This is a genomic window from Aggregatibacter sp. oral taxon 513 (assembly GCF_018128305.1).
GTDB lineage: Bacteria > Pseudomonadota > Gammaproteobacteria > Enterobacterales > Pasteurellaceae > Aggregatibacter > Aggregatibacter segnis_A.
Map to the genome: position 1 here is coordinate 517,903 of NZ_CP072381.1, position 12,290 is coordinate 530,192.

Here is a 12,290-nt window from a genome sequence, read left to right on the forward strand (position 1 = left end):
ATCAAAAAGTATTTAATTAAGGTTTTTTGAGTAATTTATTTATTTTTGATTTTGAAATAAATCGGAACTAATTGAGCGTTTCTAAGTATGATTTACCCAATTGTTCCATTTGACGTTGAATCCAAAGCTGTCTGCGCTTGGTATAAGCACTCGGGGCATTGGCTTTATAAATGAGCGGATTGGGCAGCGTGGCGGCTAAAAGTGCGGCTTCATTTTGCGATAAATTTTTGGCCGGTTTTTTGAAGTAAAAACGGCTGGCAGCCTCTACGCCATAAATGCCTTCGCCAAATTCCGCGATGTTTAAATACACTTCGAGAATACGCTTTTTGGACCACAAGGTTTCTAACATTAAGGTTGCCGGCACTTCGATTGCTTTGCGTAACCAACTTTGTCCATGCCATAAATAGAGATTTTTGGTAGTTTGTTGAGAAATGGTGGAGGCACCACGGATTCGATTGCTTTTTTGATTATGCAGAAAAGCCCGTTTAATTGCGGTGAAATCAAAGCCGTAGTGTTCGGGGAAATTCTGATCTTCAGCCGCAATCACCGCCAGTTGCATTTGCCAAGAAATATCCTCTAAGCTCACCCAATCGTAGCGTGTTTGATAAGTAAAATCACCGGACAAAATATGAGATACTTTTTGTTCCAGCATATAACTTGAATAAGGAATGGGAATAAAACGAAAGGCAAAGGTGACTACTAAAGTAGCAAGTAAAAAACGATATAAAAAACGTACCGCACTTTGAGTGGGAAATTTCCTGAAAAGCGGTAATCTGCGCAAGGATAGATTGCGCAGGTTACTTAGTTTGAATGGAAATTTAATGGTTTTTTTCTTGCGCATTGAGTTGCGTTTTTATCCAATCAATAAAAACAGGATCCATGGTTTTTAACATATTAGATCCCCGAGTGATGGTTGCCGCACTGGTATTCAGATTTTGTTGAATTTCACGCTGAGGCAGCTCTTTATTGAGTAGTTGAGCGATGATTTGTAGGCGAAGCCCTAATGCATCACGCTCATCAGGGGTAAGCAATAAGGTTAATACTTCTTGAGCCTTACCTTGTTCAAAAGCGGTTTGCAACATATTGAGGAAGGCATTCCATTGTTCTAAATCGCGACTAATATACATATCAACAATCCTATACTATTAAACTAGTCTGGCTAGTATAGCCGATCAAATTCTTCTTTGCTAAAGGTTTGTGGTTCTTCTTTTTCTTGCAATATTTGATAGTAAAAATCGTAAGTTAGCACATTTTGAACATAACCACGGGTTTCATAGAACGGAATAGATGCCACAAATTCATCCATTTCCAACTTGCCATTGGCACGCGCCAACCATTTTTCCACACGATGAGCACCTGCATTATAAGCGGAAGCAATCAAAATGCGATTATTCGGATATTTGGCGTTTAGCTCCGCTAAATGTGCCGTGCCTAACAAAATATTATTGAGCGGCTTAAATAAGTCCGCCTCGCCTGCATAAGGCAATTTGGCATTGTCTGCTGTTGCTTTGGCAGTACTTGGTAGCAATTGCATTAATCCGCGTGCATTGGCGGAAGATTGTGCTTGTGGGTTCCACGCGCTTTCCTGACGAGAAATCGCCATGGCGAAACTTTTACTGACATTGGTATTTAGCGCGGCTTGCGGTTTGGTTTTGCTTAACGCCGAGCGGCTTTTGAGTGCAATATCATAATAATCGCTATAAGCAATTGGTAAGCGCAACTGAATGTAATCAAACGCTTTAGCAATAATGGAGCCATCCACACCTAAATCAAACCAGTTTTGTTGGTTGGCATATTGACTAAGCGCCATTTGTTTCTCTTTTTTGGCATCACCGGACAGATTTTCCAACAAGAAACGCCAACGCTGTTTAGCCGGGCCAAATCTTTCGAGTTGACGTAGTTCGGCAATTTCTTCCAATGCCGGTTTTACTTTTTTGAATTCATCAGCCCAATAAGGATCGGAGATACTCGGGGCAATAAGTAATTCTGGTTGGCCGAAATCATAACCGTTGCCACGGGTTTTCGGATGTAATTTGGCGGCTGCCAACATTGGATAAAAACCGCGTTCGTCAGAAAGTGCGGTCAATATTTCTTTTGTTTTTTTGCTATCGCGTTTTGCTATTGTTTTGGCTTGCCAATAACGCCATTCCTGTTTTTGCTGACCTTCTTCTGAAAGTGCGTTGAGCCATGGGGTTAAATCGGTCTTTTGCCAAATGGCCATACGCAAACGGCGTTCGGTAAGGTTATCTGCTTTTAATTTGAGAATTTCTGCATCCCGCCATTGTTGGAAATTCGGGCTTTCATTGTCAAAAAAACGACCAAGAAAAGCAATTTCCCACTCACGAATTTGCGCATCTGTTAATTGCCAATTTTTTGCCCATTGTTGATAGGGGGCAAAGTTAGGCTCTTTCATTGTTTCCGATAGAGTGCGTAAATAACGCGGAAAGGTCTGCACCACTGCAAATTTTGTGACGATTTTATTATTTTCTTCAATGAGTGGTAGTCTATCGGCCAATTCAGGCAGGGTTGCCGGATTTTTTAATAGGGATTCAAAGCGTTTTAAATTTGCCAAAACCATTTCGTCTTCTTTCGCACTATCAATTTTATTTAATTCCGATGATAGCAACGCCATCCCGTTCGCATCATTTTGGGCAAAGAGTTCCTCGGCTTTTTGGTAGATTTTATCTTGTGTCCGTTTGCCATCGGAATACCATTTTGCCCAGAGTTGCGCGTCATTAGGAAGTTTGCTGTTGGCTAACCAAAGTTGTTCATAGCGGGAAATAATGTTTGAGTCGCTGTTGGAGTTTTGTTTTTTATTTGTTTCGTTTTTTGTGCGTTCAAGCTGAAGTTCGGCATTTAATACGGCTATTTGCATCTCCAAGGAACTTGGCTTAACACGTTGTGCATAATGGACTAATCCTTCCGTATCATCAGCATTTATTAATAGTGTGAAAATGCCTTGTTCCCATCGATTACGTAAAAAATGCGTAGGATTTTGCGTGATAACTTGTTCGATTTCGTGTTTTAATGCCTTTACCTCTTCAGGTAGCGTATCTTTACTAACGCTTTTAATGCGGGCATCAATGTAGGTGGTTGTCGCATCCATTTGCAATGGATAGCCTTTTAAAGACTCAATGAGGTTAAGATATAACTCAGCATTATCAGAAACGTTGTTATTTTTCACCGCACTTTTAAGCAGATTTTCCAATTGAAGGAACGTTGAACGTTGCTTAATCAAAAGCAATTCCGAATCATGTTGCTGTTGTGCCCACTTTGCTTGTTCTTGCGCTAAATTGATTTCGTGGGGTACGGCGCTTTCGGTTTTTGCTGCCAAGGCAGAGAAAGAAAGTGCGGTTAAAATTAACAGAGAAATTGAGGTTCGTTGCAAGTATCGCATGGCTATTTTCCATTAGTCATAAATCAAAGGCGGATACTTAGATCCGCCTTTGTTATCATTAGTTCAACATGTTTCCGTGATGACCGTTTGAAAATTAAAATACTTTTTTAAACGGCTTAATGATGACATCGCCATACACGCCGGCTTCTACATAAGGATCTTGAGCTGCCCAGTCTTTTGCTGCTTGCAAGCTATCAAACTTGGCAATGACGGTCGAACCGGTGAAACCGGCCTCACCCGGATTTTCATCATCAATAGCTGGGTTTGGGCCTGCGGTTAATAAACGCTCTTCCGCTTGGAGTTGTTTCAAACGAGCAAGGTGTTGTTCACGCACTGCTAAGCGTTGAGCCAACGTGTTCGGTTTGTCTTGAGCAAAAATGACGTAGTACATTTTGAGTCCTCTTTTTAGTTTATGGCGTTTTCATGTGTGCCAAAGCGGCATCTAATTCGTGATTATTTTCGCGTGGAATAGCACGAGGTTTGCCTTCCTGATCGACAGCAACAAATGTAAATTGCGCTTCTGTCACGCAATAGCGTTCACCGATAGGTTCGCTTGCAACTTTTTTAACCCACACTTCCACTTTGATTTTAATTGAGCTACGTCCAACGTGTAAACATTGTCCATAGCAACAAACTACATCTCCAACAGAAACCGGTTGAATGAAATTCATGCTTTCAACGGCGACAGTCACAACGCGTCCATGAGCGATTTCTTTTGCTAAGATAGCACCGCCAATGTCCATTTGAGACATAATCCAACCACCAAAAATATCACCGTTAGCGTTGGTGTTTGAGGGCATCGCTAACGTTCTGAGCAGAAGGGTGCCGTGAGATTGTTGTCCGGTTTTGCTATCAATTAATTGAGGTGACATTGATTATTCCTTGTTTTTTTCTTGTTGTGTTTGAGGTAAATAGCGATAAATATAAATTCCGGTAATGAGCGTGGCGGCAAAGGTCATGCCGATGATGCCGAAGGATTTAAAATCGACCCAAATATCATCGGATAAATATTGGCTGATATAAATGTTGATTAACATACATAAAATAAAAAAGCCGCTCCAACCTAGATTTAGGTTTTTCCAAACATGTTCCGGCAATTGGATTTCTTTTCCAAGGAGTTGTTTAATCAACATTTTTTTGAAACCAAATTGAGCAATAAGCAAAACCAGCGCAAAAACCGCATAAATAATCGTGACTTTCCATTTTAAAAATTCAAGATCGTTAAAATAGGCGGTTAACGTACCAAAGAAAATAACAGCACCCGCAACAATTTTTTGTTGCGTTTCAACTTTGCCGTATTTCACTTTCAAAATAATAAATTGCACGATGGTGGCAATGACCAATGTCATTGCCGCTTCACGAATCCCAACTAATTTATATACTGCAAAGAAAAGAACTAAGGGAATAAACTCAAGTAATTGTTTCATATTGATGTTATGCCTTTGCAATGAATAACGTATAAAAACGGTAAGTGACAACCAATGCAAACACGTTGATTAATGCCGCAATGATACCGGTAATGACAGCCATGATGGCATTGCTTGAAAAACTGATCAGAAAACTTTCAGCCAAAGGCACAAGAACATAAATCAGTAAGCTGAAGATAAATAAGGATGAAACACGTCCCATCGCAGCGCGCCAAGTAATTTTAGCGGAAGTACTTATGCCGGCATCAGTTAATAAATAATGCACCGGCGCCAAACAAAGACGAATATATAAGCCGATACCGATAATAATCGCAAATAACGAAATAATAGAAGGCTGTACTTTTTGTTGAATGGCGATCATGGCTTCTGTAAGTCCCACAAGAATTGGGGTAAAAATCAAGAAGCTTAGTAAAAGGGCGCCCCAAATACGCTTCAATGTTGAGGCGAAACTCTGCAGAACGGTATTGAACTGTCGCAAACTAATTTGATGAATGGTGACTAAACACCATGCACTGATAAAAATATAAATAAACTGTTTAAGAAAAAAGAATGTCACCAAATTGATGCCTTGTTCTTCTGAGATAGCGGAAGAAATTTGGTTGTTTGACAGAGAAACAACGATTTCATTTGGCAACATCGCTGATTGCAACAACACCATGATGATGTCGGCAAAAAAGTAAAGTGCGCACAAGACGATAATATTTCGCTTTTCATTTTGCATGAAATGAAAGCTATCTTTAATGATTTGGGTAAAGTTTATTGGCATTTCATTTACTTAATTAAGAGTGAAAGAAAGAGCCTAATTATACTGGCCTTTCAGGATAAAAACATAAAAAAAAGAAATTTGTATCAAAACGATTTTATTGTTTTTTCCATATAAAAATTGGGCGTTATTTTCGCCCAATTTTTTTGTCTTCTTCACTTATGCTGCAGCATCTAGCATTTCTTGTGCATTGGCTAAGACGGCATCCGTAATTTTGCTTCCGCCTAATAATTTGGCTAATGCCTTGACGCGTTGCTGAGGAGAAAGTGCGGTCATTTTTGTTTCCGTTTTTTGATCGACGGTCGATTTCTCAACAGAAAAATGATGTGTTCCGTGGCAGGCGACTTGCGGCAAGTGAGTAACACAAATGACTTGGCATTTTTCGCTGAGTTTTCTTAATAATTTACCGACCACATTTGCAGTGGCACCGCTAATACCGACATCAATTTCATCAAAAATTAATGTTGGGATGGCGGTTTGGTTAGATCCTTGTACCTGAATGGCTAAGGCAATGCGGGAAAGCTCACCGCCGGAAGCAATTTTAGCGAGTGGTTGAGCGCTTTGGCCTAAGTTACTTTGTAGGGTAAAAATCGCATTATCTGCGCCATTTGCACTTATCTTGTCATAGTCACTATGCAATTCAATAAAGAATTCTGCGTGTTCCATCGCTAATTGTTTGATGGATTTGGTTACTTGCTGTGCCAGCTTTTGTGCACCCAATTGACGGCTTTGATGAAGTGCGGTCGCGGTGGCAAGCATTTTTTCGTGAGCTGCTTGCTCTTGTTGAATGAGCATTTCTTCACTGCCGGAAAAATCTTCCAATTCATTCAATTCCGCTTTGAGACGACGGTGTAATGCCACTAAATCTTGTGGTTTTACATTGTGCTTGCGCGCTAATTGCACAGTTTGTCCTAGGCGTTGTTCAATGTCTGCCAATAACGTTGGATCTTGCTCAATATTGCTGCTTAACGACTGAATTTCATTGGTGGCTTCTTGCACTTGAATCAATGCTTCATTTAATAGATTTTGCACATTAGTATAACGATTATCTAACTCGCAGAGTTCACTTAAATGTTGCACAGCGCGATAAAGTAGCGAATCTACGCTGACCGTTTCATTTTCACTTAATAATTGCAAAACTGATTGGGAAAGCTGCGTTAGTTCTTCACTGTTGGAGAGACGAAGATGATCCGCTTCTAATTCCTCGTATTCATTTTCTTTTAAATTAAACTCATCCAGTTCACTTACTTGATATTGTAAAAGCTGTTTTCTCGCTTCGTTTTCCGCGCATTTTTGTTGGAAGGTTTTGACTTGATGTTGCAAATTGCGCCATGTTTGATAATCAAGGCTCATTTGTTGTAAAAGTGCGGTATGTTGACAGAAATTATCGACTAACTGCAGTTGGTAGTCGTTTTTCAGTAAACGTTGCGAGGCGTGTTGCCCATTAATTTGAATGAGATGTTGCCCGATCTCTTTTAATTGGGCGGCCGACACAGGAATGCCATTAATGAATGCTTTAGAGCGTCCGTCATGATTAATAATGCGGCGTAAAATGCAGTCTTCAGGATTGTCAGGATCCTGCAATTCGTTTTCTTGTAGAAATTGGAAAGCCGGGTTGTTACTGTTTAGATGAAACGTCGCGCAAATATCGGCGCGTTCTTGACCCTCCCGTAACATGGAGGCTTCTGTTCGTTGTCCGAGACAAACACCTAGTGCATCAATGGCAATGGATTTTCCCGCGCCGGTTTCCCCGGTGATGACGGACATTCCTTGTAATAATTCAATATTTAACTGACGAACGATAGCAAAATTATTAATAGTGAGTTGGGTCAACATAAGCAAATCCTCTTTACTGTATGTTTATCAGTATATTACTGTTTTAATATACAGTAAAGAGGGTTTGTTAATCTTTAAGAAAAGTTACGTAGCCAACCTAATTTGGAGCTTAATACTTTGTAATAATTGTAGCTTTTGAGGTGCAGTAAACGGAGAGGATAGTCACATTTTTGAATGTGGATAATATCATCAGGTCCGAATTGGAGGGCAACTTGACTGTCACAACCTAACTCTAATTGAGAGGTGTTGTATTCCGCAAAGCGAATAGAAATTTTGCTGTTGCCATCCACTACGAGCGGGCGTGAAGACAGGGTGTGCGGGAACATCGGCACCAATGCGATGGCATTTAATTGCGGGGTTAAAATCGGGCCACCGGCGGAAAGAGAATAGGCGGTTGAACCGGTAGGCGTTGAAATAATTAAACCATCGGAACGTTGTGAAAACGCAAATTGATCGTTGATATGCACATGAAAATCAATCATATGCGCAATTTTTGCCGGGTGAATCACCGCCTCGTTGACGGCAATACTACTGACAATGATTTCATTGTCGCGTTCCACGCAGGCTTTCAAGAGGAAGCGCTCTTCCACAAAAAACTCGCCGTTTTCCAAGCAAGCTTGTAATTGGGAATAGGCGTTTTTGGGGTCAATGTCCGTTAAAAAACCTAAATTGCCACGGTTGATGCCAATAAGCGGAATATGATATTCGGCTAAAATGCGGGCACGCCCCAACATATTGCCATCGCCACCAATCACAATGGCAAGTTGGGCGGATTGGCCGATTTCCTCTAGGCTAGCTAAATGTTTTGGCGGAAGGTCAATTTTTTTACCGATGTCTTGCTCAACCAACACGTGATAACCGCGTTCAATTAGCCAAAAAAACAGGTTTTTATGCATTTGTAGGTTGATATCATTTCTCGGTTTACCAACTAATGCAATGGTTTGAAACGAGGTATGCAACGTTTGCGGTTTTGCCGAATTTAACGTGTCCATATTGTTTTTACACTAACTTGAATTCAATGAATTGGGCATTATATTACAACAGAAAGCCTTTTACTCAAGTGGTAAATGCAGCATTTTTTGTTATAATCGCCCAACTTTTATTAATCGGAGAATGACAATGGCAGACGAGCAAAAACAAGAACAAAACGAAGAATTAGAACAAGATCTTCAATCGCAAGAAGTGGATGTTGAAGAACAAAAACAAACGGAAGATCCTTTGGAAGAAGCGATTGCACGCGTACAAGAATTAGAAGCGCAATTAGCGGAAACTGCAAAAAAAGAACAAGATTTATTGTTACGTACTCGTGCTGAAATCGACAATATTCGTCGTCGTACAGAACAAGATGTTGAAAAAGCGCATAAATTTGCGTTAGAAAAATTTGCCAAAGACATTTTAAACACCATTGATAACTTAGAACGCGCTCTAGCCACGCCGGCAAACATGGAAGACGAATCCGTTAAAGCTTTATTTAACGGCGTAGAGTTAACGTTAAAAGAATTATTGGCAACGGTTGCCCGTTTCGGCGTTGAGCCTGTAGGCGTTGTCGGTGAGATTTTCAATCCGGATCTCCACCAAGCTATTTCCATGCAACCGATGGAAGGCTTTGAAACTAACCAAATCACCACTGTGTTACAAAAAGGCTACTTGCTTAACGGTCGCGTGATTCGCCCGGCAATGGTGATGGTCGCGGCGTAAGTTAATTACAGATAAAAGAGCGGTCAGTTTCTAAAACGTTTTGAAATCCGACCGCACTTTAGAAGAAAGAAAAAGGAGAAGCTTGAAACTTCTCCTTTTTTGTTGGGTTAAAAGGTAAGTTCTGCATTGAAGCGGAAGTTTCTACCTGGAGCATAGAAGCGCTTGATTCCAGCGCCGGTATTTTGATCGATTAAGTTAAGCGTTCCGATTGCGCGAATAGAACGTGCAGAATCCCAAGTGATGTATTTGCGATCAGTGATGTTATATACACCCGCCGTTAAGGTGAGATTCTTAATTGGTCGAGCGTAAACGATGGCATCTAAGATAGTGTAGTGTCCACTTCGCCAAGCTAATGTACTGTCAGTAACCCGTTTACCTTGAACGAGTCTATTTGGGTCTTCACTTTGTGTTTTCCAATACATATTGTAGGTATCGCTGCGTTTTTTCGGTGCAACATCCGTGATAAATAAATCGATCCCATATTGATCACCTTCAGTAGAGTAGCCTAGATTATATACAGATGTGGTTGGCTGAATAGCATTCATTGGAATATTGCCGTTAACTTTACCTTTTTGGTGAGTCAACTTATAGCCTATTCTAAATCCTTGTAAAATTGGTGTTAGATCGCCTAGTTCAACATGTGAATTTACTTCAACACCGGTTACTTTTGCGCCGTCGCGGTTCTGGTTTTGATAGAACGGATAAGTTAATGCGCTGCCTTGCTCAATGGCTCTTTCTCCCATAAAGACTAAATCAATAAAGTGATCATAATCGGTTCTAAATGCACTGAGTGTGAAATAACTACGATCTTTATAAAATGTAAACGCGACTTCCTTAGTTTTAGCAATTTCTGCTTTCAACTTGGTGTTTGGGGTAATTGAAAAGCTTGGATGCTTAAAGGTCATATACACTTCGTCTGAGGTTGGTACACGGAACCCGTTGGAATACTTAAATTGTACCCGCATCCAATCAAGTGGATCTAAGTTGAGTCCAATGTTATAAGAATGGTGTTTATAGGATGTAGTACGCAAGAGTTGCTCTAGATTTTGAGCAAAATTTTTGTTCATACAGTCTGTGTTATAACCGCAGTTTGCACCAGGGCCGTAAGGAATCGCACCGTCAGGGAAAGGAACAAAAATCCCGGCAATAAGACCTTTTGGTACAGGAATATTTGGATTATAGCTTGGAAGATGTTTGATCTGGTCATAGCGATAATTTAAATCAAGCCCCACCCAATCAGTAAATTTAATATTATCACCTAAATAGAACGCATGGTTTTTGGTGGTGACCGGGATTAAGTAACTGGATAAGTTTCCTGTTTTGGCTCGGTAATTACCTGTACATGAACCGGAAGGCCATTTATCTGGTGCAGGTTTGCGTTCAACCGGATAAGTTCCCTCAATTGCTTCATTACAGAAGAAATTATCAGCCCACCATTGCACGTTTCCACCCTGATAGCCGTCTTTGTTAACCATGCTTTTTTCAGTTTTGGAATATAACCCACCATATTTCAAACTATGGTTAGTTTTGCCAAGCTCAAATTCTTTATCAAAATCTAAATTGATTTGGTTGGTATCTGTATTTAAATCACGATCGTTATAGTCATTACGGCTATAGCCTGCGGAGCGTGGGAATAAATAAGACAGTTCTTCCTCTTGTAATCCTCCCCAAGCATTTGGGATAGATTTTAATGGGATATAACCATATTTTTTTCCATTTGGTAATGTTTTAGTTTCGATTTGACGATCTTCAAAATGGTATTTACTTTCATACTTCTCATTGTTTTTAACAAATACTCTGTATTTTTTAGAGCAATCTAATTTTTCACAGTCAATCAATGTCGATTCCACAGATTGTTCTTTATAATCAAACCCGGAGAGTTTTTCACCTTTGGCATTTCGATATTCACTTTCTGTGCTCCAACCGCTTTCAATTCCTTTTCCTGTGATTTCTCCACCGGTTTTATCAACGACTTTGTAAACACCATTGCTATCGTCTAAATGCAATCCTTGTTTATTTTCGACTTGAATACATTTTGACGTATAACAATACTCATCTGTTCTTGCGTTATTTGTAATTTTTTGTGAGGAATAGGAAATCTTAAAATGATCCCAAAGTGGTGTTTGGGTAAAGTTTTCATAGGTAAATTGGGTATTTTTGCGTTGGGATTTATCGTTGGTTAAACGTTCTCCATAGCGTTCAGTATCTGTTCTGGAGTGCGCTCTTAAGCTATAAGACAGGTCAGCGCCTTTGGATTTTAATTTGGAATCATCTAATGCCACGCTGAAACGATGTTCATCGTTTGGTTGAAAGCCAATTTTGATCAAATTGCTATTACGGGTAATACGGTAGGGATCCGCTTTTTCACGAGTACGCCCAACCGCCGCATGATCGGCTTCCTCATTTGGATAAATATCGTAATAATAGTTTTCTATTTCATGACCTTTTCGTTCGGTATTAATGAATAGCACATCAAACCATTTATATTTTCCAGCGAGAGTGACGGAAGTTAGGTTTTGATTATTCATAGTTTGATAACCACGTTTAATACCAATGTGATAATTTTTATTCAGCAAAAAATCACGCGCATCTTTTGTTTCAAAGGCTACAGAACCACCTAACGCCCCGCTACCGGATTTCATGGAATCGGCGCCTTTAGTGATGGTTGCCATTTTAACGTTTTCGATTTCAACATCATTTCTGGTGTTATTAAAGTTACCATAACCTTCAAAGAGTTCTTTAAATCCTTGAGAGCTTAATGTTTCAGCTTGGCGAAGGCCATCAACCATAATGCCCACACGGTTTTCATCAACACCTCGCACGGCATAGCCACTTGAACCGGTTCTTCCTGTTTCAACAACAGTGATACCTGTTTCGTAACGAACTAAATCTCGGCTATCCGCAGCTTGTCGTTTACTTAGTTTATGAGAAGTAATTTGTGTTTCACCCACTTTTTTCTCTTGTACATTGGGCTCGGAGGCATTGCCTGAAACGACAATTTCATTGAGCTGATCTTGAGTTGTACTGTTTTCAGCATAGGCAGTAGATATAGTGAGAGTAGCGAGAATGGAATAGGTGAGATAGTTTGGTTTAAATTTATGCATAAATTTATGGCTCCTGGTAAATAAAAATATAATTTATACAAATAAAAATAATTTTTATTATTATA

The 12,290-nt window shown here is 39.9% G+C and carries 11 protein-coding genes; 1 reads left to right on the forward strand and 10 read right to left on the reverse strand.

Annotated features, from left to right (window positions below; all coding sequences use genetic code 11):
- Positions 1 to 67: 67 nt before the first annotated feature.
- The 9 genes from mtgA to J5A60_RS02695 form a co-directional block, all read right to left on the reverse strand.
- Positions 68 to 841 carry a monofunctional biosynthetic peptidoglycan transglycosylase gene (gene mtgA, locus J5A60_RS02655; protein WP_212510487.1) on the reverse strand — a complete coding sequence of 258 codons (774 nt, stop codon included), beginning with the start codon at positions 839 to 841 and terminating at the stop codon, positions 68 to 70.
- Complete coding sequence (trpR, locus tag J5A60_RS02660; protein WP_212510488.1) at positions 819 to 1,127, reverse strand: trp operon repressor; 309 nt, start codon at positions 1,125 to 1,127, stop codon at positions 819 to 821. The genes mtgA and trpR overlap by 23 nt, the downstream gene beginning before the upstream one ends.
- Before the next feature lie 32 nt (positions 1,128 to 1,159).
- A complete protein-coding gene (locus J5A60_RS02665) occupies positions 1,160 to 3,397 on the reverse strand; it encodes a transglycosylase SLT domain-containing protein (RefSeq protein WP_212510489.1) in 2,238 nt (745 codons plus the stop codon).
- Positions 3,398 to 3,491: 94 nt separating this feature from the next.
- Entirely contained in the window at positions 3,492 to 3,788 is a 297-nt protein-coding gene (locus J5A60_RS02670) for a YciI family protein (RefSeq protein WP_212510490.1), read from the reverse strand.
- A gap of 19 nt (positions 3,789 to 3,807) precedes the next feature.
- The gene (gene yciA / locus J5A60_RS02675; RefSeq protein WP_021616162.1) at positions 3,808 to 4,269 is read right to left on the reverse strand and encodes an acyl-CoA thioester hydrolase YciA; all 462 of its coding nucleotides are present in this window, start codon (positions 4,267 to 4,269) and stop codon (positions 3,808 to 3,810) included.
- 3 nt (positions 4,270 to 4,272) lie between these two features.
- Positions 4,273 to 4,824 carry a septation protein A gene (locus J5A60_RS02680; RefSeq protein ID WP_212510491.1) on the reverse strand — a complete coding sequence of 184 codons (552 nt, stop codon included), beginning with the start codon at positions 4,822 to 4,824 and terminating at the stop codon, positions 4,273 to 4,275.
- A gap of 7 nt (positions 4,825 to 4,831) precedes the next feature.
- Positions 4,832 to 5,590, reverse strand: coding sequence for a beta-methylgalactoside transporter (locus J5A60_RS02685; protein WP_212510492.1), 759 nt, complete (start codon positions 5,588 to 5,590; stop codon positions 4,832 to 4,834).
- Between the two features lie 156 nt (positions 5,591 to 5,746).
- Positions 5,747 to 7,423 carry a DNA repair protein RecN gene (gene recN, locus J5A60_RS02690; protein WP_212510493.1) on the reverse strand — a complete coding sequence of 559 codons (1,677 nt, stop codon included), beginning with the start codon at positions 7,421 to 7,423 and terminating at the stop codon, positions 5,747 to 5,749.
- 74 nt (positions 7,424 to 7,497) lie between these two features.
- Positions 7,498 to 8,415, reverse strand: coding sequence for an NAD(+) kinase (locus J5A60_RS02695; protein ID WP_212510494.1), 918 nt, complete (start codon positions 8,413 to 8,415; stop codon positions 7,498 to 7,500).
- Between the two features lie 127 nt (positions 8,416 to 8,542).
- On the opposite strand from J5A60_RS02695, the gene grpE reads away from it, so the two are divergent.
- On the forward strand, positions 8,543 to 9,121 hold the full coding sequence (grpE, locus tag J5A60_RS02700; RefSeq protein ID WP_212510495.1) for a nucleotide exchange factor GrpE: 579 nt from the start codon (positions 8,543 to 8,545) through the stop codon (positions 9,119 to 9,121).
- A 107-nt stretch (positions 9,122 to 9,228) separates the two neighbouring features.
- On the opposite strand, the gene J5A60_RS02705 is transcribed toward grpE, so the two are convergent.
- Positions 9,229 to 12,225, reverse strand: coding sequence for a TonB-dependent hemoglobin/transferrin/lactoferrin family receptor (locus J5A60_RS02705; RefSeq protein WP_212510496.1), 2,997 nt, complete (start codon positions 12,223 to 12,225; stop codon positions 9,229 to 9,231).
- Positions 12,226 to 12,290: the final 65 nt, after the last annotated feature.